The organism is Ruegeria sp. A5 (assembly GCF_056543005.1).
Window position 1 is genome coordinate 399,564 of record NZ_JBQGAV010000001.1, and the last position, 23,015, is coordinate 422,578.

At 56.2% G+C, this 23,015-nt stretch carries 20 protein-coding genes; 14 read left to right on the forward strand and 6 right to left on the reverse strand.

Annotation, left to right across the window (positions count from 1 at the left end):
* Nucleotides 1-8: 8 nt before the first annotated feature.
* From ACR0AY_RS02010 to ACR0AY_RS02025, 4 genes are all read right to left on the reverse strand, one after another.
* A complete protein-coding gene (locus ACR0AY_RS02010) occupies nt 9-245 on the reverse strand; it encodes a BolA/IbaG family iron-sulfur metabolism protein (RefSeq protein WP_170393179.1) in 237 nt (78 codons plus the stop codon).
* A 138-nt stretch (nt 246-383) separates the two neighbouring features.
* Complete coding sequence (gene purL / locus ACR0AY_RS02015) at nt 384-2,543, reverse strand: phosphoribosylformylglycinamidine synthase subunit PurL (protein ID WP_170510092.1); 2,160 nt, start codon at nt 2,541-2,543, stop codon at nt 384-386.
* Nucleotides 2,544-2,732: 189 nt separating this feature from the next.
* Nucleotides 2,733-4,979 carry a mechanosensitive ion channel domain-containing protein gene (locus ACR0AY_RS02020; RefSeq protein WP_170510089.1) on the reverse strand — a complete coding sequence of 749 codons (2,247 nt, stop codon included), beginning with the start codon at nt 4,977-4,979 and terminating at the stop codon, nt 2,733-2,735.
* 269 nt (nt 4,980-5,248) lie between these two features.
* Nucleotides 5,249-6,157 carry a LysR family transcriptional regulator gene (locus ACR0AY_RS02025; protein WP_170393176.1) on the reverse strand — a complete coding sequence of 303 codons (909 nt, stop codon included), beginning with the start codon at nt 6,155-6,157 and terminating at the stop codon, nt 5,249-5,251.
* Between the two features lie 169 nt (nt 6,158-6,326).
* Here ACR0AY_RS02025 and ACR0AY_RS02030 point away from each other — a divergent pair, with 169 nt between their 5' ends.
* The 10 genes from ACR0AY_RS02030 (at nt 6,327) to ACR0AY_RS02075 (ending at nt 17,767) form a co-directional block, all read left to right on the forward strand.
* Nucleotides 6,327-9,746 carry an indolepyruvate ferredoxin oxidoreductase family protein gene (locus tag ACR0AY_RS02030; RefSeq protein ID WP_170635672.1) on the forward strand — a complete coding sequence of 1,140 codons (3,420 nt, stop codon included), beginning with the start codon at nt 6,327-6,329 and terminating at the stop codon, nt 9,744-9,746.
* A gap of 78 nt (nt 9,747-9,824) precedes the next feature.
* Nucleotides 9,825-10,703, forward strand: coding sequence for a lysophospholipid acyltransferase family protein (locus tag ACR0AY_RS02035; RefSeq protein WP_170421435.1), 879 nt, complete (start codon nt 9,825-9,827; stop codon nt 10,701-10,703).
* Nucleotides 10,704-10,711: 8 nt separating this feature from the next.
* The gene (murI, locus tag ACR0AY_RS02040) at nt 10,712-11,521 is read left to right on the forward strand and encodes a glutamate racemase (protein WP_170405556.1); all 810 of its coding nucleotides are present in this window, start codon (nt 10,712-10,714) and stop codon (nt 11,519-11,521) included.
* A 94-nt stretch (nt 11,522-11,615) separates the two neighbouring features.
* Entirely contained in the window at nt 11,616-12,644 is a 1,029-nt protein-coding gene (gene argC, locus ACR0AY_RS02045; RefSeq protein WP_170510082.1) for an N-acetyl-gamma-glutamyl-phosphate reductase, read from the forward strand.
* Nucleotides 12,645-12,651: 7 nt separating this feature from the next.
* The gene (ccmE, locus tag ACR0AY_RS02050; protein ID WP_170405562.1) at nt 12,652-13,098 is read left to right on the forward strand and encodes a cytochrome c maturation protein CcmE; all 447 of its coding nucleotides are present in this window, start codon (nt 12,652-12,654) and stop codon (nt 13,096-13,098) included.
* A 147-nt stretch (nt 13,099-13,245) separates the two neighbouring features.
* Nucleotides 13,246-13,857: a holin-associated N-acetylmuramidase gene (locus ACR0AY_RS02055; RefSeq protein WP_170510079.1), complete on the forward strand. Its 612-nt coding sequence runs from the start codon at nt 13,246-13,248 to the stop codon at nt 13,855-13,857.
* On the forward strand, nt 13,848-14,426 hold the full coding sequence (locus ACR0AY_RS02060; RefSeq protein WP_170465392.1) for a holin family protein: 579 nt from the start codon (nt 13,848-13,850) through the stop codon (nt 14,424-14,426). Before ACR0AY_RS02055 ends, ACR0AY_RS02060 begins: the two co-directional genes overlap by 10 nt.
* Nucleotides 14,427-14,500: 74 nt before the next feature.
* On the forward strand, nt 14,501-16,465 hold the full coding sequence (locus tag ACR0AY_RS02065; protein ID WP_170393700.1) for a heme lyase CcmF/NrfE family subunit: 1,965 nt from the start codon (nt 14,501-14,503) through the stop codon (nt 16,463-16,465).
* Nucleotides 16,462-16,917: a cytochrome c-type biogenesis protein gene (locus ACR0AY_RS02070; RefSeq protein WP_170510077.1), complete on the forward strand. Its 456-nt coding sequence runs from the start codon at nt 16,462-16,464 to the stop codon at nt 16,915-16,917. The genes ACR0AY_RS02065 and ACR0AY_RS02070 overlap by 4 nt, the downstream gene beginning before the upstream one ends.
* 73 nt (nt 16,918-16,990) lie before the next feature.
* Nucleotides 16,991-17,767, forward strand: coding sequence for an enoyl-CoA hydratase-related protein (locus ACR0AY_RS02075; RefSeq protein WP_170510074.1), 777 nt, complete (start codon nt 16,991-16,993; stop codon nt 17,765-17,767).
* Nucleotides 17,768-17,775: 8 nt separating this feature from the next.
* On the opposite strand, the gene bmt is transcribed toward ACR0AY_RS02075, so the two are convergent.
* Both bmt and ACR0AY_RS02085 read right to left on the reverse strand, forming a co-directional pair.
* Nucleotides 17,776-18,789, reverse strand: coding sequence for a betaine--homocysteine S-methyltransferase (gene bmt / locus ACR0AY_RS02080; RefSeq protein ID WP_170510072.1), 1,014 nt, complete (start codon nt 18,787-18,789; stop codon nt 17,776-17,778).
* A gap of 121 nt (nt 18,790-18,910) precedes the next feature.
* Nucleotides 18,911-19,231, reverse strand: coding sequence for a DUF1476 domain-containing protein (locus ACR0AY_RS02085; protein ID WP_170393165.1), 321 nt, complete (start codon nt 19,229-19,231; stop codon nt 18,911-18,913).
* Nucleotides 19,232-19,418: 187 nt separating this feature from the next.
* Here ACR0AY_RS02085 and purC point away from each other — a divergent pair, with 187 nt between their 5' ends.
* The 4 genes from purC to ACR0AY_RS02105 all read left to right on the forward strand — a co-directional run bounded on the left by purC (nt 19,419) and on the right by ACR0AY_RS02105 (nt 23,015).
* A complete protein-coding gene (purC, locus tag ACR0AY_RS02090) occupies nt 19,419-20,174 on the forward strand; it encodes a phosphoribosylaminoimidazolesuccinocarboxamide synthase (RefSeq protein ID WP_170393164.1) in 756 nt (251 codons plus the stop codon).
* Nucleotides 20,175-20,274: 100 nt separating this feature from the next.
* A complete protein-coding gene (gene purS, locus ACR0AY_RS02095) occupies nt 20,275-20,505 on the forward strand; it encodes a phosphoribosylformylglycinamidine synthase subunit PurS (RefSeq protein ID WP_010439914.1) in 231 nt (76 codons plus the stop codon).
* Nucleotides 20,506-20,531: 26 nt separating this feature from the next.
* Nucleotides 20,532-21,200 (forward strand): phosphoribosylformylglycinamidine synthase subunit PurQ, encoded by a 669-nt coding sequence (purQ, locus tag ACR0AY_RS02100; protein WP_170510067.1) that lies wholly within the window; start codon nt 20,532-20,534, stop codon nt 21,198-21,200.
* A gap of 36 nt (nt 21,201-21,236) precedes the next feature.
* Entirely contained in the window at nt 21,237-23,015 is a 1,779-nt protein-coding gene (locus tag ACR0AY_RS02105) for a sensor histidine kinase (protein WP_370644429.1), read from the forward strand.

Genomic DNA, 23,015 nt, shown 5'->3' on the forward strand with positions numbered 1-23,015 from the left:
GTGCTGTGTCATTCAGGTACCTTCGTCGTCAACGCCAGCGCGTGCAATTCCCCATCAGATCCATCCATCTTGCCTTTCAGCGCAGCGTAAACCGCACGCTGTTGCTGAACGCGGTTTTTGCCGCGAAAGCTTTCGTCCACGACCATGGCGGACATGTGCACGCCATCGCTGCCACCAACCTGAATTTCCGCATTGGGAAAGCTTTCGCGCAGCAGGGTTTCGATCTCGTGGGCGCTCATCGGCATGTAGGTTCACTCCTGTAGGTCTTTCCCAAGATGTAGAGTGATGGGAGCGGGCGTGCAAGATGTCGAGCATCTTTCAGATACGCGAATCCCGCGCCTATGGAAGACGCGGGAATTCTGGAATTCGGAAGAAACGATTTATCAGGCGACCGCGGCGGCAAAGCTCTGGCGGAAGGTCTCGGTCAGTTCTGCCAAAGGAGCTTCGGAATTGCCGATCTTCACGCTGTCACCGGTAAATCGACCAACCGAGACCAGCGGGACACCAGCCTGACCGGCAGCGATCATTAGCGCCTCGGCTTGATCGAAGTTGCACGCCACAAGATAACGGGCCTGGTCTTCGCCGAATAGGAACTCGGATGATGCATCATCCAGGCAAACGCCTACGCCTGCAGTTTCAGCAAGTTCAAACGCTGCCAGTGCAAGGCCGCCATCGCTCAGATCAGTACATGCTTTGATCATCTCGCGATTGGCACGGATAAATTCCCCGTTGCGCGCCTCTGCAGCCAGATCAACATGCGGCGCGTCTCCGTCCTCGCGGTTGAATACCTCGGCCAGCAGGGCGGACTGACCCATATGGCCGTTGGTTTCGCCGATGACCAGCGCAACATGGCCATCCCGAACCTCGTTTCCGATGATCTCGTCGCTATGAGCAAGAAGACCAACCGCGCCGATGGTGGGGGTTGGCAGGATCGCCTGACCGTCTGTCTCGTTATAAAGCGAGACGTTGCCCGACACGATGGGCATATCCAGCGCACCAACGGCGGCACCGATACCTTGGATCGCGCCGACGAACTGACCCATGATCTCGGGCTTTTCGGGGTTCCCGAAGTTCAGGTTGTCTGTGGTGGCAAGTGGTTTGGCCCCCACGGCGGTCAGGTTGCGATAGGCCTCGGCCACCGCTTGTTTGCCGCCTTCCACCGGGTTTGCACGGACATAGCGCGGGGTTACGTCGCTGGTGAAGGCCAGCACCTTGTCGGTGCCATGTACGCGGACCATGCCAGCGCCCAGACCCGGCGTGCGAGTTGAATCCGCCATGACCATGGTGTCGTATTGCTCATAGACCCATTGTTTGCCTGCGTAATTGGGTGAAGAGAGCAGGGCGCGCAGACCGTCGATCGGATCGATCTGTGGTACGTCTTCCAGTGGCGCGGACTCAGGGGTCGGTTCCCACGGGCGGTCGTATTCAGGCGCGGTCGAGGACAGTTTAGACAGGACCAGATCGGCTTTGATCTCACCATTGTGCATGATCAGGAAACGGTCTTCGGCAATGGTTTCGCCTACGATGGCAAAATCGAGGTCCCATTTTTCGAACACGGCGCGGGCCTCGGCCTCAAGCTCAGGTTTGAGGACCATCAGCATCCGTTCCTGAGATTCCGACAGCATCATTTCATAGGCTGTCATGTTCTCTTCGCGCTGAGGTACGTTTTCCAGATCAAGGCGCACGCCAAGGCCGCCCTTATCGCCCATTTCCACGGCAGAACAGGTCAGGCCCGCCGCGCCCATGTCCTGGATCGAGATCACGGCACCGGTCTGCATCAGTTCCAGCGTTGCTTCCATCAGGCGCTTTTCGGTGAAGGGGTCGCCGACCTGAACGGTGGGGCGTTTTTCTTCGATGGTGTCATCGAATTCGGCCGATGCCATGGTTGCTCCGCCCACACCGTCACGACCGGTTTTTGCGCCCAGATAGACGACGGGCATCCCAACGCCCGAAGCGGCCGAGTAGAAAATCTTGTCACTGTCAGCCAGACCAGCGGCAAACGCGTTCACAAGGCAGTTGCCGTTATAGGCCGGGTGGAACCGAACTTCGCCACCCACGCAAGGCACACCGAAGCAGTTGCCGTAGCCGCCAATACCCTCGACCACTCCGTTCACCAATTGGCGCGTCTTATGGTGGCCTGGCTCGCCAAAGGACAGTGCGTTCATCGAGGCGATGGGCCGTGCGCCCATGGTAAAAACATCCCGCAGGATGCCGCCCACGCCGGTCGCCGCGCCCTGATAGGGTTCGATATACGAGGGGTGGTTGTGGCTTTCCATCTTGAACACCACGGCCTGACCGTCGCCGATATCGACGACACCCGCATTCTCGCCTGGGCCGCAGATAACCTGAGGGCCAGAGGTTGGAAGGGTGCGCAACCATTTCTTGGATGACTTATAAGAACAATGCTCGTTCCACATCGCTGAAAAGATGCCAAGCTCGGTAAAGGTCGGCTCACGCCCGATGATCTCAAGGATCATGTCGTATTCCTCGGGCTTGAGCCCATGTGCGGCAATCAGATCGGGTGTGATGGCGGGCTCTTGCATCTTCTGTCCTGTGTCCAAGTGGGCCGAGATTGCGGGCCTTTTAGGGCAATGGGCCGCTTGAGGAAAGAGCCAAACCCGCACAGGGGTCATCGGGCAATAAAAAACGGAACCGGCCATAAGACCGGTTCCGATTTGAGAGGCGTGCTGATTTGGTTCAGCCAGCGGCTGAAACGTGTCGAAGCTTAAGTGTCAGGCGGGGTTTTGCCCTTTGTTGACCGCATCTGCGGCGGCTGCGCCGGCGGCAGCTTTTTGTTCTTCAGTTATGTTCTCAGCCTCATCCAACCCCGGGATGGCGACGCGCACCTCGCGGCGGGCGAAGTCGATACCATTTGCGTTGAATTCGGCCTTCACACGGTTAAAGATTTCCTTACGCAATGTGAATTGCTTACCGGGCTTGGCCATGAACTTGCCTCGGATGATCATACCGACATCGTCGAAGTCGAACACACCCTGAGATTTGAAGGGCTGCAGGAAGCCATCTTTGTGAACCTCGTCCTGCATCATCTCGGCACCGATCTTCTTGAAGATCTTCTTGACCTTGTTGGGGTCGGTGTCGAACGGCACAGTAAATTTCAACTTCATGATCACCCAGTCACGGCTGAAGTTGGTGAGCTTTTGAATCTCGCCATAAGGTATAGTGTGCACCGGACCACGATGGTGGCGAAGCTGCATTGAGCGGATCGAAATTTTCTCGACCGTTCCCATGGTCCCGCCGACATCGACATATTCGCCGACGCGGAAGGCGTCATCGATCAGGAAGAAGATGCCGCCAACGATATCGGCCACCAGTTTCTGCGCACCAAAGCCGATGGCCAGACCCAAAACACCAGCACCAGCCAGCAGCGGCGTGATGTTGATGCCCAAAGCGCTCAGGGCCAGTAGGCCGAAGATCACCGAGATGGTGACTTGTGCGGTAATCCGCAACAAGGGCAGGACTGTCGCCAGACGCGAACCACCCGCGCCGCCACCTTCTCCGCCGGCTTCTTCATCCAGCTCCTCGGCCGCTGTCTGTTCCTTGGCCAGACGACGGTTAATCCACAGCGAGACGATCTCGTTCAGGATGTAGCCGACAGCGATGATCAGCAGGAACTCGATGATTGCGCCGCCAACTTCGGCACCGATTCCTGCGGACGCAACATGGCGCAGATCTAGCTGCCAAACACGGGAAATCATGAAGACGACGAAGAGGCCAGCAATCACCCGACCGATGCGAATATAGCTGCGCTTGGCCGATCGATAGGCGCGTTCTGCTAATGGCCCTTCGCCCGACATTGGCGGCTGCAGGTGACGCACCAAACCACGTATCAATGTATCAAGTGCAGGTGCAATCAACAGCCAGAACATGGTTGTGAAATGCGCTCCACCGGACAGCACGCGGATCAGCGCCGGGTTGCGTTGTGCTACCAGGAATTCGACCAGCAGCCAAATCACGACAGAAACGCCGATTGCAAAATACGGGTAATACCGCGCGACTTCTTCGTCGAACTTGGTGTGGTCCGGGTCGGTACCCAGCATCATCTGTGACAAACCTTCGCGCGCTGTCCAGGCGATTATGCCAATATAGACGTGGATTGCTGCGTTCAGCCAGAAACCGATGCGCGTCTGATCGCCGGTAACCCCGTTCAGCGCATTGAACCTTAGTACGAACAAGGTAAAGCCGATCAGGATCAGCAGACCGATCAGGTTGCGATGCAGGTATTTTGCCCAGTGGTCGTCAATGTTTACCAATCGGAATTGTGGCTTTTGCGGCGCAAGAACAAAGCGCGAGACTGCTGCCCCCAGACGCGGCACCCAGATTAGGTAGAATACAAATGGGGCTGCATAGATGATCTGCTCGGGGCTCAGCAATCCTCGGCCAATCGCCCGAATGACGACGTAGAATACGATAAGCCCTGCAATTTCGCGGCAAAATCGGCGGAACAGGTAGTTCACAGCGCCTCTGAGATCAGCGTCACCCGAGGGCTCGGTTGCCTCATGCCAGCGGCGGGTCAGGAAAATGAATAGCTTCTCAGCAATGAAGCCGACTATCAGGACCGAGAGCACCAGCCCCATTAGCGTCATAACACCAGCGCCCCCCAATTTGTCAGAGAAATTGCTAAATGCAGTGATTTGCGCACTGATGATATTGGGAACTGTGGTCAGAACATGTGTCCAGGATGCGACCATTTCTGCCCAGATCTCATTGAGCTCGGTCAGCGGGTCTTCCTGACCTTCCTTTTCCGCCGCTTGCTTTTCGGCAACAGCGTCAAGGCGTTCCAGAAGGATTGCCCGTACCTGGTCGTCAGACATGCGCGCAACCAGATCATCAACCTGTTCTGGCGTCAGATCTTCGGGAATTTCAACTGTAGCGGTTGTGCTTGTGTCTTGTGCATGAAGTGGCACGGCCAGGAACAAGACTGAAATCATCGCCAACAATAGGCGGAATGAGTGGAACATGAATTAGCCCTCGAACACGAAATTTAGGTGTTTTTTCGGGATCATAGGCCTACGCGTTGGATTTTCCCAGTGCTTTCCACTGAATTGCATCAGCCTGGCGAAAAAAAAAGGCCGAGCACTAAGCTCGGCCGTAGTCCAACAGGGAGGTATGAAGATGATGAGCGTTTCAGCATCACCGCCTTCATGTGCTCATTTAGGGATCAGTTTATTAACGATCAAGGTCTATTAGCAGACCCCGGCGTCATGCCCGCTATGCTCTGAGTGCATGGCTATAGCTTGCCCAATTGCCTCAGCTGTTTGCGATGGGCGATTATCTCATCCTGCACAAAGTCCCGAAATGCCGCTATCCGTTTGGAATGACGCAATTCTTCGGGGTAGGCGAGGTAAACCGGGACATCAGCACTTTCGATGTCTGACATGACGGGGACCAGATCCGGGAAGTCCTCAGTCACATAATCAGGAAGTACTCCGATACCCAGATCATGCAGCACGCCCTGAAGAACGCCGAAATAGTTGTTCACGGTCAGCAACGAACCGGGATTGTATGTCATAAGGTGACGAACCATCGACGCGCTTGCCCCAACCTGAGGGGCTGCGGGCGTTTGGCAGATCAATCGGTGCTTGGAAATGTCTTCCAGCGTTTCAGGCGCCCCACCATGAGCATCCAAATAGCTGCGCGTTGCATAGAGCAGCATCTGCACAGTCATCAGCCGTTTGCGCACGAGATCGGCCTGGCTGGGCTCTTTCATGCGGATGGCCACATCGGCTTCACGCATTGGCAGATCCAACACCCGCTCTTCAAGCATGAGGTCGATATTGAGGTCGGGATACTGTTCATAGAGCTTCGGTAGGCGCGGGGCGAGCCACAGCGTGCCGAACCCGAAGGTGGTGGTCACCCTCAGTACGCCAAATACCTCATCTTCACTATCCCGGATACGCGCTGCAGCGGCATCCAGACGTTTCAGCATAGCTGTCGTAGCATCGAACAACAATTCGCCTTGTTCTGTCAGAATCAGGCCGCGTGCATGGCGGTGGAACAAGGTTGCATCGAGTGATTCTTCAAGCGCGCGGATCTGACGGCTCACCGCGGATTGAGATAAATTGAGCTTGTCTCCCGCGTGTGTGAGGCTGCCAGCGTCTGCAACCGCGTGAAATATTCTGAGCTTGTCCCAATCCATCGCCGCAACTTTCGTTATCCTCGCGCAGCCCTATATGAAACAGGTAACAAATTCCACAATGAAACCCGGAAATCGTTACGGAATAGAGTAAAATCACTATACAGGTCAGTATTTATGACCTAATATGCACGAGAATAAAGCACACTAATCCGACGAGGGGAGACGTCAGATGAGTCAGCCGAAAATTTCACTCAACGACCGGTTCGACCTGTCCAAAAGCCCGGTTCTTCTGAACGGCACGCAGGCACTGGTGCGTTTGATGCTGATGCAAAAAGTACGAGACACTGCGGCGGGATTGAACACAGCAGGTCTGGTCACAGGCTATCGGGGGTCTCCGCTTGGGGCTGTAGACCTTCAGATGTCTCGTGCAGAAAAGCAACTTGCCGAAAAGGATGTCACCTTTCAATTCGGATTGAACGAAGATCTGGCTGCAACCGCATTGTGGGGCAGCCAACAGGCGGGGCTGCGTGGCGACGGAAAATTCGATGGTGTTTTTGGGCTCTGGTATGGCAAGGGGCCGGGCGTAGATCGATCCGGTGATGTGATGCGCCATGCCAATATGGCGGGCACGGCGCAACATGGCGGTGTATTGATGGCCATGGGCGATGATCACACGGGTGAAAGCTCCACCGTTTTACATCAGTCGGAATGGTCACTGGTGGACATGTACATGCCCGTGGTCAGCCCCGCTGGTGTGCAAGAAATTCTGGACTATGGCATCTATGGGTTCGCGCTTAGCCGGTTCGCCGGGGTCTGGGTCGGGCTGAAAACGATGAAAGACACGATCGAAGTGACTTCCGTCGTAGATGGCCGCCCTGACCGAATGCAGCTGGTCACCCCTCAATTCGATATGCCAGAGGGTGGGCTGAATATTCGGCTGGGTGATACGCCGCATCTGCAGGAAGCGCGCGTAATCGACCACAAGCGCTTTGCGGCAGAGGTCTTTTCGCACGCCAACAAGCTAGACAAGAGGGTCTGGGGAAAACCGGGTGCCAAGATTGGGTTTGTGGCGGCGGGTAAGAACTGGCTTGATCTGACTCATGCCATGTCGCTGCTGAACATCAACGCGGATGAGGCCGAACGGCTAGGCATTACCACCTATAAGATCGGGCAGACTTTCCCCTTGGATATGAAGGGCTTCCACGATTGGGCTGAGGGGCTGGACCTGATCGTGATCGTCGAGGAAAAGCGCAAGCTGATCGAAGTTCAGGTCAAAGAGGCTATCTTTGACGACCGTCGTGGGCGCCGTGTTTATGGCTGGTACAAAGGCGGCGCGGGGACGCTGCACCGCGAAGAACTGTTCCCGACCCGAGGGGCGCTTGACCCGATCATGATTGCCGAGAAGCTGGGTGAGATCCTAATCGAAGAGGGGCGCGATACAGATGGCGTTCGTGCCGGACTGGAGGCGCTGTCCGAAGCGCGCCGGGCTGACAATGCGCAGGAAATCGCGGCGCGTTTACCATACTTTTGTTCTGGATGTCCGCATAACAGTTCAACCAAGCTGCCTGATGGCAGCCGTGCCTATGCCGGAATTGGCTGTCACTACATGGTGCAGTGGATGGATCGCGAAACCACCGGTTTCACCCAGATGGGCGGCGAAGGCGCAAACTGGATCGGCGAGGCTCCGTTTTCAACCACACAACATGTTTTCCAAAACCTCGGCGATGGCACCTATAACCATTCCGGCGTGCAGGCGATCCGGGCGGCACTGGCTGCGGGCACAAATATCACCTTTAAGATCCTCTATAACGACGCCGTTGCGATGACTGGAGGTCAGGAGAACGAAGGTGGGCTAAGTGCCGAACGCATCGTCGCCGAGGTCCGCGCGATGGGTGTCAGCAACGTCGCTGTCGTTTACGACGAAAAAGAAGATGTGAATTTTGGTGCGTTGCCTTCGGGCGTTGAGACGTTCGAGCGTTCAAAACTGATGCAGGTTCAGGAAAAATTCCGCGAAATCGAGGGTGTATCGGTCATTGTTTATGTCCAGACCTGCGCAGCTGAAAAGCGCAGGAGACGCAAGCGCGGCACGTTCCCCGACCCCGATAAGCGAGTGTTCATAAATACTGATATCTGTGAGGGTTGCGGAGATTGCGGCGTTCAGTCGAACTGTGTTTCCATCGTACCGAAAGAGACCGAACTTGGCCGCAAGCGTGCGATTGATCAGTCAAGCTGCAACAAGGATTTTTCCTGCTTGAACGGGTTCTGCCCGTCTTTTGTAACCGTTGAAGGGGCGAAAATCCGCAAAGAGGCGACGACCGACCTCGACTTGCCCGATCTACCGGACCCCGTTTTGCCACAGATCATTGGCACTCATAACGTCGTAATTACCGGAGTTGGCGGCACAGGCGTTGTCACCATCGGGGCGGTTCTGGCGCAAGCCGCACAAATCGACGGCAAGGGTGCCGGTATGATGGAAATGGCCGGCCTCGCACAGAAGGGTGGCGCCGTACATATCCATTGCCGTCTGGCCAACCGGCCCGAAGATATCAGCGCGATCCGTGTTGCCACTGGCGAGGCGCATACGCTGATCGGCGGTGATCTGGTGGTATCGGCCGGGGCCAAGACGCTTGGCCTCACGCAAACCGGCCAGACCGGCGCTGTTGTGAACAGTCATGAGATTATCACCGGTGACTTCACGCGCGATACAGAATTCACGATCCCCAGCGATCAATTGCAGCTTGCTCTGCAAGCGCGGTTGAAAGATGGGGTGGCCCTTTTCGATGCCACCGATCTGGCGCGAGCCGTGATGGGCGACTCGATCTATTCCAATATGATGGTCTTTGGTGCAGCCTGGCAGCGTGGTCTGCTACCGATCAGTCACCAAGCGATAATGGGTGCTATTGAGTTGAATGGTGCGGCGGTCGAGCGCAACAAACGCGCCTTTGAAGTTGGTCGCTGGGCGGTGACCCACCCCAACGACGTGGCCAATATTTTGCGCCCCAACGTGGAAGAGTTGCCAAAGACCCTCGATCAAGTGATCGATTTCCGCGCTGCGCACCTGATCGACTATCAAAATAAGCGGTTGGCGAAACGTTATCGCAAGCTGGTCGACAGCGTTGAAGATCAACACGTTCGTGAGGCTATTGCCAAAGGCTACCATAAGCTTTTGTCATATAAGGATGAATATGAAGTCGCCCGATTGCTGCTCGACAGTCGCCAGAAGGCGGAGGCCGAGTTTGATGGTGACTTTAAGATGACCTTCCATCTTGCGCCGCCAACCCTGGGGACGAAGGGCGACAATGGACGCCCGGCCAAGAAAGCGTTCGGAGAGTGGTTTCTTGGTCCGTTGAAGGTTCTAGCCAAGCTGAAAGGTTTGCGCGGCACTCCGCTGGATATCTTTGGCTACACGACAGAGCGCAAAATGGAGCGTGCTCTGATCCGCCAGTATGAAAAGGACATGAAAGAGGTTTTGCCCAGCCTGACACCCGAAACCAGTGATGCGATCGCGGCCCTTGCGGCTCTGCCATTGGACATTCGCGGTTTCGGTCCGGTTTTGGTCGCGAATGAAGCCAAGGCTGCGAAACGTCGCGAGGAATTGTTGGCTGTTATTCGCGATGGCGGGCCTCAGATGAAAGCTGCGGCAGAGTGAGGCTTTACAAGCTTGTCATCAAACCTATGCAAAATGGCTACCCGGCCTTATCTAAGCGGCAGCAAACCGGAGTAGCCAATGCCCTCGCGCCATCACGTCGCTCGTGACATCTCTTACGCCCATTCCGCAGAAACGCGGAGCGGGCGGATGGTGATCAAGCTGATGGAAAACACCACCGGTCGTCTGCGTCTTATCCGCCGCGCTGACGGGTATGAGCAGGAGGTCGCACAGGGGCGTGATTTTTGGTCCGTAATGGTGGATCGATATGGGCTGACATTAGACGTGGTTGGCGGTGCGTTGTCGAACATCCCAAAAGATGGGCCATTGATCCTGATTGCGAACCATCCTTACGGCATTCTAGACGGGCTAATGATGGGACACATCCTGTCTCAGACTCGGACAGACTTTCGCATTCTCGCCAATCATGTTTTTCGCAAAGCTGAAGACCTGAACAGCATCGTGCTGCCAATTTCGTTTGATGCCACAAAAGATGCGATGAAGCTGAATCTTGCGACCCGCAAAACCGCTCTGAACTACCTAAGCGATGGTGGTGCAATCGGGATCTTCCCGGGTGGCACCGTCAGCACTGCGGCCAAGCCATTTTCTCATCCGATGGATCCAGGGTGGCGCGGATTTACAGCGCGGATGGTTGCCAAATCCAATGCGACCGTTGTGCCGGTTTTCTTCGATGGTCACACCTCGCGTTTGTTCCAGATTGCCAGCCATCTGCACAACACTCTGCGGATGGGGTTGCTGATCAAAGAGTTCAAGAAACGTGTCGATACCCCCGTCCGCGTAGTTGTAGGAGACCCCATTGGGCGCGACATTCTGGACCCGCTGGGCAAGGATACGCGCAAGATGATGGATTTCCTGCGCAAAGCCACGTATGAGCTGTCTCCAGAGCCATTGAAGTCTTATGACTATGGCTATGAATTCGAGGAACGGCATCGCGCCTGAAGGGGCAAATGGCAGTAGGTATCTTTGATTCCGGATTGGGTGGTTTGACCGTCCTGAACGCCGCGCAGAAACGTCTGCCCGACGTTGATTTTCTTTATTTCGCGGACAGCGCGCATGCGCCTTATGGTGTGCGCGATGCCGAAGATATCTTTAACCTGACACGAAACGCTGTGCAGGACCTTTGGGATCGCGGCTGCAATCTGGTGATTCTGGCCTGCAATACCGCAAGCGCCGCCGCCCTGCGTCGGATGCAAGAAGCGGGCGTGCCAGAAGGAAAGCGTGTACTGGGCGTATTTGTGCCTTTGATTGAGGCGCTGACTGAACGGCAATGGGGCGACAACTCTCCGCCGCGTGAGGTTCAGGTGCAGCATGTTGCGCTGTTTGCGACGCCCGCGACAGTGTCGAGCCGTGCGTTTCAGCGGGAGCTGGCGTTTCGGGCGATCGGGGTTGATGTCGAGGCGCAAGCCTGCGGCGGGGTGGTGGACGCCATCGAAGAGGGCGACATGATCTTGGCCGAGGCTTTGGTACGCAGCCATGTGGATGCTCTGAAGCGCAAGATGCCGGAACCGCAAGCAGCCATTCTGGGCTGTACGCATTACCCGCTGATGGCAGAGACGTTTCAGCAGGCGCTCGGACCGGATGTGAAAGTCTATAGCCAGGGTGATCTGGTTGCGGAAAGCCTTGCAGACTACTTGCAACGGCATCCGAATATGCTGGGTGAGGGCACTGATGGCTTCCTGACAACGGGTAAGCCGGGCGTTGTGACGGATCGCGCGACTCAGTTCCTCCGACGACAAATCACCTTTGAAGCCGCCTGACCTAGGTCAAGGACGGCGCTTTTCCGATTCCGTAATTCGTTGACCGTCACAGCGGCGGTCACCCCATGTGACACATGAATGAAAGAGGTCTGACATGACCCACAAAATCGCAATTCTTGGCGCTTCTGGTTACACCGGCGCGGAACTCGTGCGGCTGATCGCCGGGCATCCGAGTATGGAAATCAAAGCTCTGGCCGCCGAGCGGAAGGCTGGACAGACAATGGCGCAGGTATTTCCGCATCTGCGCCATTTGGATTTGCCGGTGCTTTGCAAGATTTCCGAGATCGACTTTAACCAAATCGACCTGTGTTTCTGCGCTTTGCCGCACAAGACCAGTCAGGAAGTCATTCGCGAACTGCCCAACACCTTGAAAATTGTTGACCTGTCAGCAGATTTTAGACTTCGCGATGGCGACGAATACAAGAAGTGGTATGGGAATTCACATGCCGCGCTTGGGCATCAGGAAGTGGCGGTTTATGGTCTGACCGAGTTCTACCGTGACGAAATCCGCGGCGCGCGGCTGGTTGCCGGGACCGGATGCAATGCCGCGACGGGGCAGTATGTGCTGCGTCCGCTGATTTCGGCGGGTGTGATTGATCTTGATGACATCATTCTGGACCTGAAATGCGCGGTCTCGGGCGCAGGTCGGGCGCTGAAAGAGAATCTATTGCACGCAGAACTCAGTGAAGGGGCGAACGCATATGCCATTGGCGGGACGCACCGGCATCTGGGCGAGTTTGATCAGGAATTCACGGAACTGGCTGGACGGACGGTGCATGTGCAGTTCACACCGCACCTGATCCCAGCCAACCGGGGTATTCTGGCCACAACCTATGTAAAGGGTGACCCGCAGAGCGTGTATGAGACACTTCAATCGGCCTATGAAGCCGAGCCCTTCATTGAGATGCTGCCATTTGGCGAGACGCCCTCAACCCACCATGTGCGGGGGTCGAACTTCTGCCATATCGGTGTCGTTGGAGATCGGATCGAACGCCGTGCAATCGTGGTGGCAGCATTGGATAACCTGACAAAAGGTAGCAGTGGGCAAGCCTTGCAGAACGCCAACCTGATGTTAGGTGAGGATGAAACCCTGGGTCTGATGATGGCCCCCTTGTTCCCGTGAGGACGGTATGAAAACGCTTAAGAAACGTCGTCGTGTACAAGTCATTCTAGTGGCTGTTGCGGCCCTGATACTGGCGACGGGTCTGATCGGATATGCGATGCGTGATGGCATCAACTTTTTCCGCTCACCCAGTCAGGTGATTGCAGAACCGCCGAAACCGACCGAGGTGTTCCGTATCGGTGGATTGGTCGAAGAAGGTTCGATCATTCGCGGGCAGGGTGAGACTGTGCATTTCGTCGTGACCGACGGCGGTGAAAGCGTAAAGGTCGCTTTTACCGGTGTTCTGCCTGATCTGTTCTCGGAAAATCAGGGTATGGTGGGCACCGGAAGTTATGTGAATGGAGTCTTTGAAGCCACTGAAATCCTTGCGAAACACGATGAAACCTACATGCCCAAAGAGGTTGTGGACGCATTAAAAGAGCAAGGCGTTTATCAGGAATCAGGCGATAGCTGAATGCAGCATCGCTGAATGCCATTGGCGTTAAAATTTCTAAATAGAAGAAGCGGGGCGTTGCGTGCTAAGGTAGGCAGCGCCCTTTGTTTTGCAGTGGTGTTAACGAAATTGTCCGACCGTTTGCCAAAGTTTGGCATAGGGGTGACGATGTTGACGGTACGACAGATTGCGAAAGGGATCGTGGCGCGGGAAGGTGGTTTTGTGGATGACCCCGATGATCCCGGCGGTGCCACGAAATACGGGGTGACGATCCATACCATGCGCAGATTGGGTCTCGATCTGGACCGAGATGGTTCGGTGACGCAACAAGACGTGCGCATGCTTAGCAAAGCGCAGGCCGTCGATATTTTTCTGGAACACTATTTTGAGAGACCACGCCTTCAGGTGCTGCCGGAAGCCGTACAGGCATCCGTGTTCGACATGTACGTCAATGCAGGAGCTCAAGCGGTGAAAATCCTGCAGAACCTGCTGCGGCAGATGGAGTATGACATTACGGTTGACGGGGTCATCGGCCCTCAGACTGCGCAGGCGAGCCGCGAGGCGGCTAGTCCAAAGCCTCTGGTGTTTCGTGATGCCTATGGGGTCGCAAGACGAAACTATTATTTCCGTTTGGCAGACCTGCGGATGGCTCTTCGTAAATATGCCAGAACACGCGCGGGCGGCAAAGGCGGATGGATCAAGCGTGCCGAAGAGTTTTTATCGCCCAAGTATCATCTGAGCGAGGACGCGTTTCAGAAAAGGGTTTCGGGATGGGTTTGATCTCGGGTTTGTTGGCGCTCTTGTTTGGCGGAGGTCGCAATGTGGTTCGCGAAACTGCGGAAATGTTTCGCGAAAATGTAGAAAGCGGTGCCGAGCGTTCTGTCGAACTGCGCAGTGCGGCCATGGCGCAATTCGGCACTGAATTCCAAGCCCCAAGCAAAACCAGATTTGATCGGTTCATGGACGGGCTGAATCGCCTTCCGCGACCGGCGCTGGCTTTGGGAACATTGGGTTTGTTTCTGGCCGCCATGATCGATCCGCTGTGGTTCGCAGCACGTATGCAGGGAATTGCGCTGGTGCCAGAGCCACTGTGGTGGCTGTTAGGGGTGATCGTGTCGTTTTACTTTGGCGCGCGGCATCAGATCAAAGCGCAGGATTTTCAAAGAGAGATCAGCGCGACAATGCTGAGGGCGCCTGAGGTGATCGCCAATCTTGAAACGATCCGCGGGTTGCGCGATGACAGTCCGGGTGTCGCCGATACTGGCTCGGACGCATCGTTGGCCGAAGCAGTCAACCAGCCGGATTCGAACCCTGCATTGGAGGACTGGAAGCGACTACGAAAGACCTGAGGCGCGACATTATGTGCGGTGATCCGAGGCGAATGTGAATGGCACTTGCACCGGTGCCGCAGTATAAGCAGGCCATGATTACAGAACTCGGCCATTTCGCACTTATCTTAGCCTTCCTCGTTGCCATCGTCCAAACTGTGGTGCCGTTGATCGGGGCTGCCAACCGTTGGAACGGGTGGATGGTTTTCGCTGAACCGGCCGCCATCACGCAGTTCATTTTGGCCGCCTTTTCCTTTGGTGCGCTGGTCTGGGCGTTTACCACGTCTGACTTCTCGTTGCGGATCGTGGTCGAGAATAGCCATTCGGCAAAACCGATGCTCTACAAGATCACCGGGACCTGGGGAAACCATGAAGGTTCGATGCTGTTATGGGTCCTGATTGTAGCGATATTCGGCGCGATGGCCGCCATATTCGGCGCTGGCTTGCCTCCGACCTTAAAGGCGCGGGTGCTGGCCGTTCAGGCCGCGATCGGAGTGGCTTTCTATGCCTTTATCCTCTTCACATCGAACCCGTTTGACCGACTGCCTGTTCCTCCGTTCGATGGACGGGACCTGAATCCGCTGCTGCAGGACCCCGGTTTGGCCTTCCATCCGCCATTCCTGTATCTGGGCTATGTCGGCCTCAGCATGGCGTTCAGTTTTGCCGTTGCTGCATTGATCGAGGGCCGGGTGGACGCGGCTTGGGGGCGTTGGGTTCGGCCTTGGACATTGGCGGCTTGGGTCTTCCTGACGATCGGTATCGCGCTTGGATCCTGGTGGGCCTACTACGAATTGGGCTGGGGCGGGTTCTGGTTCTGGGATCCTGTTGAGAACGCCAGCTTTATGCCTTGGCTACTGGCGGCCGCTCTATTGCATTCCTCCATCGTGGTGGAAAAACGCGAGGCGTTGAAAAGCTGGACGATCTTGCTTGCGATTATCGCGTTTGGGTTTTCTCTGATCGGGACCTTTATCGTGAGATCGGGGCTGCTGACTTCGGTCCATGCTTTTGCCAATGATCCTGAGCGTGGCGTATTTATCCTGTTCATCCTGATCATCTTTACCGGCGGTGCGTTGACCCTGTTTGCTGCACGCGCGCAGGCGATGGAGGCGAAGGGTGTCTTTGGAATGGTCAGCCGCGAAAGTGCATTGGTTCTGAACAACATCTTGTTGGCAGTTAGCTGCTTTGTCGTGTTTTTTGGCACAATGTGGCCAATGGTGGCCGAGATGGCGTTCGATAGAAAACTCTCGGTGGGCGCGCCGTTCTTCAATGCCGCATTTACCCCATTCATGGTCGCCCTCGGAATCGTTCTTCCCGTTGGCGCAATGCTGCCGTGGAAGCGGGGCAAGCTAAGCCGGGCGGCATGGTCTTTGCGCTATGCATTTGTGCTGGCGGTCACGATCGCGATACTGGTCTGGGTGATGCAGACCGGACGCAGCGCATTGGGACCCGTGGGTTTGTTCCTGGGGGCGTGGATCACCTTCGGCGCCATCGTCGATCTTTGGAGCCGCACTGGCCGCAAAGGCAGTCTTGGACGCCTGTTTCGACTGCCCGGCGCAGACTGGGGTAAGGCGGTGGCCCATAGTGGTTTGGGCGTCACCATGTTTGCCATCGCAGGCCTAACCGCTTGGGAAGTCGAGGATATTCGTGTCGCTCAACCGGGTCAGCCTTTTGAAGTGGGGCAGTTTACGTTGACGTTGCAAGATGTGCGTCAGGTACAGGGGCCGAACTATTTCTCAACCATGGCGGATGTGCTTGTTGAGAAGGACGGGCGCTATATCGCGACTCTTAACCCGGAAAAGCGCGACTACCCTGTGGCACGGATGCCGACAACTGAGGCTGCAATCGACTACCGCTTTCTGCGCGATCTATATGTTGTGATCGGGGATCAACAAGCTGATGGCGGCTGGGTGATGCGAACCTATATCAAACCTCTGGCCAACTGGATTTGGGGCGGATGTATCCTCATGGCTCTGGGCGGTGTGCTCAGCCTGTCGGATCGCCGTTTCCGTGTTGCAGCCGGTGCACGGAAAACGCCTGCAAGCGGGGTTCCTGCCGAATGAAGCGCCTGCTTGTTATCCTGCTGCTGATTGCATCCCCCATCATGGCTATTCAGCCGGATGAAGTGCTTGACGACCCGGCGCTCGAGACACGAGCACGGGATATTAGTACCGGTCTGCGCTGCTTGGTGTGCCGGAACGAAAGCATTGACGAAAGCAATGCTGAACTTGCGCGTGATCTGCGTATCTTGGTGCGAGAACGTCTGGTTGCGGGGGATACTGATCAAGAGGTTGTGGACTTCATCGTTGATCGCTATGGCGAATATGTGCTGCTGAAACCTACCGCGACCGGCGCCAATCTGTTGTTATGGCTGTCGGCTCCTGTCATGCTGCTGATAGCGGTCGGCATGGGTTGGAACTTTTTGCGCAAGCGTGCGCAGCATCAGGAAGTAGCGCATTCCGAAGGCCTTAGTGAGGAAGAACAAGAGCGTCTGCGCCGAATTCTTGAAGACTGACGCGCGGTTCTTCTTTTCCTTTTTCCGCATTTGCGTCAGTGTTTTGCAGAACGCTGCGCAGCTGAGGTTTTGCATGGAATACGAAGCGGTCCTTCTGGACATTACTGGTAATTTGGCGGTTTTGACATTGAACCGGCCGGATAAGATGAATGCGTTGACGACGCAGATGCGGGCCGAGATCACCTACGCAATGAAAGACGCCGCGCAACACGCCCGCGCGATTGTCCTGACGGGTGCTGGTTCTGCCTTTTGTTCAGGTCAGGATTTGGGTGACGCGTCGAGCACAGGAAAGATCGACCTCGAACGCGCGCTTCGCGACGAATATGAACCGATGCTTGAAGCTGTCTATGATTGCCCCGTGCCAACTATAGCGGCAGTTAACGGGCCTGCAGCGGGGGCGGGGGCCAACCTGGCACTTTGTGCCGATGTGGTGATAGCAACCGAGAGTGCCTATTTTCTGCAAGCTTTCGCTCGGATCGGTCTGCTGCCTGATGCAGGCGGCACCTGGTTCATGCCGCGTCAGATGGGGTTTGCCAAAGCGATGGGTGCAGCGTTGTTTGCAGACAAGATCAGCGCGCGCCAGGCGGATGAATGGGGATTGATCTGGGAAGCGGTTGCAGATGATGAGTTCGACGCTCATTGGCGCAAGAGAGCTGCGTATTTGGCGAATGGCCCAACCTCTGGGTTTCGCGCGATCAAACAAGCGATCCGGGGAACTTACGATAGAACATTACCTCAGCAACTTGCGGCCGAAGCCCACCTGCAGGGCGAATGCGGACGTACCCGAGACTTTGCCGAAGGCGTCGTAGCCTTTCTTGAAAAGCGCCCTGCGAAATTCGAAGGGCGCTGATCATTCAATCAGGCCCGGCGGCGGCGACGAGTGCGCCGTTCGGGAACGGCCTCGTCCCCAGTGCCATCTGAGGCTGAGGTAAACGGACCAAGCGCCGATACGATCTGATCCAGGGTCGGGCGCTCGCCGCGCGGACCGTTATCTAACGCCTCGCGCATTTTGCGCAAATGCGCAGGCATAGTGCCACAGCAACCGCCAATGATCGTTGCACCTGCATCGCGCGCCATGGCGGCGTACTGGCCCATCAGTTCAGGCGTTCCATCATAATGGATATGACCGTCCACATATTTCGGGATCCCTGCGTTGCCCTTGGAAATCAGTGGACGTTCGTTTCCTTGGGCAGCGAACCCAAGTACCGTCCGCAGTATATCCGAGGCACCAGTGCCGCAATTCGCCCCGAACGCAACCGGAGGATTGGGCAGAGTTTCCACGATCATTGCGAGATCAGAAGATGTAACACCCATCATTGTGCGGCCAGCCGTGTCAAAACTCATGGTGCCGCACCACGGCATATCTGCCAGAGCGAACGCTTCTGCCGCAGCCCGGAATTCTTCCGGCGCGCTTATGGTCTCAAGCCACAGAACATCTGCGCCTCCGGCCTTCAATGCCTCAGCTTGTTCATGAAACATCTCGACGGCTTCGGCGTGTGAGAGGCTACCGACAGGTTCCATGATCTCGCCGGTCGGACCAACGGATCCGGCCACGATGATTGGGCGGCCTGCTTTATCAGCGACTTCGCGACCCAGTTCAGCGCCAGTACGGTTCAGCTCGGCCACGCGGTTCTGGGCGTCGTGTAACTTCAAACGCGCGGCTGTTCCACCAAATGTGTTTGTCAAAAACAGATCACTGCCGGCATCGACCGAGCCCTGATACAGAGCACGAATCTTGTCAGGCGCATCGACATTCCACAATTCCGGCGCATCGCCTGATTGCAGGCCCATGTTGAACAGGTTCGTCCCGGTCGCGCCATCCGCCAGAATGACGTCTACGGTTTCCAGAAGGTTGCTGAGCGCGTTTGTCATTGGAGTATTCCAAAATTGGGGCCACAGCCCGTAAAAATATGAGACGCCCCGTGTCTCACGACCGGGGCGTCAAATCAAATTCATAAAACTCATGAAGATCATGAGTTTTGAAGCTCAGGCATCAGGACTCGGCTTCTGCCATCACCTGCTCTTTGGCTTCGACCAGAAGTTCGACCATCTTCTCGCGGATTTTAGCCTCATCCGCGAGGTCACCGAGGTATCCTTTGACCGCCTCGACAACATCGTCTTCGCTGACATTTTGCAGGTCGGTGTGGACCAATTCCTGCCCGTATTTTCGCGCCTGTTCCACAGTCTCGCCTTTCAGCGCCGAGGCCCATACAGCCATAAATCGGTTGCGGCGCATCCGGGCGATGAACTGCATCTTTTCGTCATGAGCGAATTTGTTTTCAAACGCGGCTTCACGTTCGTCGAATGTGGTCATTGGTTGGGGACCTCTTGGGTTAGATGTTCTTTTCTGATGATATGACTATACGACGCCCTGTGCGCAAGGTATTTGCGCTGCGTCAAAGCCTCTCGGGGTTGCGAACTTGCGGGAAAGCGGGGCTTGCACTATGAGGGCGCCAACGTGAAGGGACTCATTCCCTTTCCCCAGACTGGAAAGGTCGCTCATGGCGCGTCGCAAGAAGATTTACGAAGGTAAAGCCAAGATCCTGTATGAAGGTCCCGAGCCGGGCACCATCGTGCAGTACTTCAAGGATGACGCCACAGCTTTCAACGCCGAGAAGAAAGACGTGATCGATGGAAAGGGCGTTCTGAACAACCGGTTGAGCGAATTCTTCATGACCGGTCTGGCCCAGATCGGAGTTCCGACGCACTTTATTCGCCGTCTGAACATGCGGGAGCAACTTGTGCGGAATTGTGAGATCATTCCACTGGAAGTGATCGTCCGCAACTATGCCGCCGGATCGATGTCCAAACGCCTCGGTATCGCCGAGGGTACTCAACTGCCGCGCCCGATTGTTGAATACTGCTACAAGGACGATGCGCTGGGTGATCCGTTGGTGACCGAAGAGCACATTGCGGCATTCGGCTGGGCGAGCCAGCAGGATATGGACGATATCCTGAGCCTTGCACTGCGCGTTAATGATTTCATGAGCGGCGTGATGCTGGCGGTTGGTATTCGTCTGGTCGATTTCAAAATCGAGATCGGGCGTGTGTTCGAAGGCGATTTCCAACGACTGATCATTGCGGACGAAATCAGCCCCGATAGCTGCCGTCTATGGGATATCGAAACCGGTCAGAAGCTGGACAAGGATGTGTTCCGCCGTGATCTGGGTAGTCTGACTGATGCGTATTCTGAGGTCGCCCGCCGTCTTGGTGTTCTGCCCAAGAGCAATGTCACAAAGCCAACGCTGATCAACTGATCCTGTCTCATATCGACAGGGTTGTCCGACAAGCCCAAGCGGGGTATCCCGCGCCCAACGAAACGGATCGATGCGCGGTCCATCAGTGGAGTTCTCGAAAATGAAAGCACGTGTGCATGTGATGCTCAAGAACGGGGTTCTGGACCCGCAGGGCGAGGCTGTGCGTCACGCATTGGGTGCGATGGGCTTTGATCAGGTCGAAGGTGTCCGTCAGGGCAAGGTGATCGATCTGGAACTGGCAGACGGCGCGACCGAGGCGGACGTAACCAAGATGTGCGAAAAGCTGTTGGCCAATACGGTCATCGAACGCTTTGAGATCGAACTGCTCTAAGTTTTTCTGACCTAGGAGGGTCCGCCATGCGCGCAGCCGTCATCGTTTTCCCCGGTTCCAACTGCGATCGTGATCTTGCCGTTGCTTTCGAGCAGGCCGGTTTTTCCGTCGATATGGTCTGGCACAAGGATGCCGCGCTGCCCGAGGGTATAGATATCGTCGGTGTGCCGGGTGGGTTTTCTTACGGCGACTATCTGCGCTGCGGCGCGATTGCGGCGCAATCGCCCATTTGTAAAGCGCTGGCCGCGCATACCGAGCGTGGTGGCTATGCCGTCGGTATCTGCAACGGTTTTCAGGTTCTGACCGAAACCGGAATTCTGCCTGGCGCGCTGTTGCGCAATGCCGGTCTGAAATACATCTGCAAAACGATCGGACTGAAGGTCGAAACCAGCGATAGCGCCTTTAGTGAAGGGTACAATGCCGGGGATGTGATCGATATCCCGATTGCGCATCACGATGGCAATTATTTCGCAGACGATGAGACCTTGGCCGAGTTGAAAGATCAGGATCGCGTTGCCTTCACATATGCCGAAAATCCCAATGGTTCGCGCGACGATATTGCAGGGATTTTATCGCACAACCGGCGCGTGTTAGGCATGATGCCCCACCCAGAACGAGCGGCGGATTCAGGCCACGGAGGCACTGACGGGACGGCGCTCTTCCGCGCATTGGCCGGGGTGCTGACGCCCGCGTGACTTGAGGTCATCAGTCGGGACGCGTAGCGTCAGTACATGAGCGCGGAAGATCAAGCAGACAGCAAAGGGTTTCTGAACCGGTTTCGCGGCGCGCCTATGGGCTGGCGGCTGCGGCTTGCCGTGTTTTTGTTGCTGCTTGCTACCGTCGCCACAGTGTGGATCACCAACAGTCTGCTAACAAGTCGCTTCACCGAATCGACCAGAAACCGGGCCGAACTGCGGTTAGCTTTGTATTCCGGCAACCTGCTGAGTGAGTTGCGACGCAACGCCATCGTGCCGCAGTTGCTTGCCCGTGACCCCACCCTGATTTCGGCCCTGCAATCCAGCGATTACACGCTGTCGAGCCAGCGCCTGATCTCTTTCGTTGAAGAAATCGGGGCGGCCTCGCTGGTTTTGCTGGATGGGGATGGCCTGACACGTGCCGCAACCGACCGGAATCGGTTGCAGGAAAGCCACCGGAACTCGCCTTACTTCATCGATGCAATTCGATCGAATGCCACTATATTCTCGGTCATTCCACGTGAGTCCGGCGGTTACAGCTTTGTGTACTCGCGGCGAATCGAGGCGAATGCAGAGATTCTTGGCGTGATCGTAGTTGAAGTTGATCTGCAGAAATTTGAACGCGCCTGGGCAGGTATTTCTGATGCGGTGATGGTCACCGACAGCACTGGTACGATCATCCTCTCGACCGAGCCTCAGTGGAGGGGTCTGGATGAAAGCGGTGCCATGTTGCGCCAACCCCCTCAGAACGCAATTCAGCGCGCAATCCGGGCCACAACCGATTGGAGCGCTTTGCCCCCCGATGCCTATCTTCAGGGCGAGGCTGTGATGCGTATGGAGACCCGCATTCCGTTCCGGGGCTGGCAAATGACCTCGTTCACCACCTATTCGTCGATCCGCGAGCGGGTGAACAGCGTTCTGGCGCTTGAGATCATGGCCTTTGCGATTCTTCTGGCGCTGACCTTCTATGCGCTTAGCCGCAGGGCGACGTTGCGCATGACCTTGTTCCAGCGCGAGTCGGCGGAGCTTCGCGCATTGAACGTAAGGCTGCAGCGGGAAATCGCTGAGCGTGAACGTGTTGAAAAGACGCTGGAAGTTGCCGAGCAAACCCTTGCCCAGAGCTCAAAACTGGCAGCACTTGGAGAGATGTCTGCGGCAGTCAGTCACGAGTTAAATCAACCTCTGGCTGCGATGAAAACTTATCTGGCCGGCGCGCGTCTGCTTTTGCGTCGAAACCGACCCGAAGAGGCGTTAGCCAGCTTTGGGCGGATCGACGGATTGATCGAGCGGATGGGAGCGATCACGCGCCAACTCAAATCCTATGCGCGCAAAGGTGCAGATGCGTTTTCGCCAGTAAATCTTGGCGAAGCGCTGGCCTCGTCCCTATCGATGATGGAGCCGCAGCTGCGTCAGCGACATGTTAAGATAACCCAGATTTTGCCCGAAGAACCTGTTATAGTGATGGGTGATCGGATGCGGATCGAACAGGTTATGGTCAATCTCTTGCGCAATGCGCTGGATGCGACCAAGTCTGTGGATGAGCCGGATGTCGAGATCATTCTCGCTGCAGGTGAAACTGCGGTACTGACCGTGCGGGACAATGGCCACGGGATCGAGGATATCGAAAACCTGTTCGAGCCGTTTTATACGACCAAACGCCCGGGGGACGGCGTTGGTCTGGGGCTTGCCATCTCGTCCGGGATCGTGAACGACCATGGCGGACGGCTGACCGCGCGCAACGGCCAACAGGGTGGCGCGGTGTTTGAGATGCAATTGCCCATATTGGGAAGCGACGGCCTTGAGGCCGCGGAATAG

Coding starts and splice junctions, on each gene's coding strand:
- ACR0AY_RS02010 (WP_170393179.1), bottom strand. CDS start 245: ATGCCGATGAGCGCCCACGAGATCGAAACCCTGCTGCGCGAAAGCTTT.
- purL (WP_170510092.1), bottom strand. CDS start 2,543: ATGCAAGAGCCCGCCATCACACCCGATCTGATTGCCGCACATGGGCTC.
- ACR0AY_RS02020 (WP_170510089.1), bottom strand. CDS start 4,979: ATGTTCCACTCATTCCGCCTATTGTTGGCGATGATTTCAGTCTTGTTC.
- ACR0AY_RS02025 (WP_170393176.1), bottom strand. CDS start 6,157: ATGGATTGGGACAAGCTCAGAATATTTCACGCGGTTGCAGACGCTGGC.
- ACR0AY_RS02030 (WP_170635672.1), top strand. CDS start 6,327: ATGAGTCAGCCGAAAATTTCACTCAACGACCGGTTCGACCTGTCCAAA.
- ACR0AY_RS02035 (WP_170421435.1), top strand. CDS start 9,825: ATGCCCTCGCGCCATCACGTCGCTCGTGACATCTCTTACGCCCATTCC.
- murI (WP_170405556.1), top strand. CDS start 10,712: ATGGCAGTAGGTATCTTTGATTCCGGATTGGGTGGTTTGACCGTCCTG.
- argC (WP_170510082.1), top strand. CDS start 11,616: ATGACCCACAAAATCGCAATTCTTGGCGCTTCTGGTTACACCGGCGCG.
- ccmE (WP_170405562.1), top strand. CDS start 12,652: ATGAAAACGCTTAAGAAACGTCGTCGTGTACAAGTCATTCTAGTGGCT.
- ACR0AY_RS02055 (WP_170510079.1), top strand. CDS start 13,246: ATGTTGACGGTACGACAGATTGCGAAAGGGATCGTGGCGCGGGAAGGT.
- ACR0AY_RS02060 (WP_170465392.1), top strand. CDS start 13,848: ATGGGTTTGATCTCGGGTTTGTTGGCGCTCTTGTTTGGCGGAGGTCGC.
- ACR0AY_RS02065 (WP_170393700.1), top strand. CDS start 14,501: ATGATTACAGAACTCGGCCATTTCGCACTTATCTTAGCCTTCCTCGTT.
- ACR0AY_RS02070 (WP_170510077.1), top strand. CDS start 16,462: ATGAAGCGCCTGCTTGTTATCCTGCTGCTGATTGCATCCCCCATCATG.
- ACR0AY_RS02075 (WP_170510074.1), top strand. CDS start 16,991: ATGGAATACGAAGCGGTCCTTCTGGACATTACTGGTAATTTGGCGGTT.
- bmt (WP_170510072.1), bottom strand. CDS start 18,789: ATGACAAACGCGCTCAGCAACCTTCTGGAAACCGTAGACGTCATTCTG.
- ACR0AY_RS02085 (WP_170393165.1), bottom strand. CDS start 19,231: ATGACCACATTCGACGAACGTGAAGCCGCGTTTGAAAACAAATTCGCT.
- purC (WP_170393164.1), top strand. CDS start 19,419: ATGGCGCGTCGCAAGAAGATTTACGAAGGTAAAGCCAAGATCCTGTAT.
- purS (WP_010439914.1), top strand. CDS start 20,275: ATGAAAGCACGTGTGCATGTGATGCTCAAGAACGGGGTTCTGGACCCG.
- purQ (WP_170510067.1), top strand. CDS start 20,532: ATGCGCGCAGCCGTCATCGTTTTCCCCGGTTCCAACTGCGATCGTGAT.
- ACR0AY_RS02105 (WP_370644429.1), top strand. CDS start 21,237: ATGAGCGCGGAAGATCAAGCAGACAGCAAAGGGTTTCTGAACCGGTTT.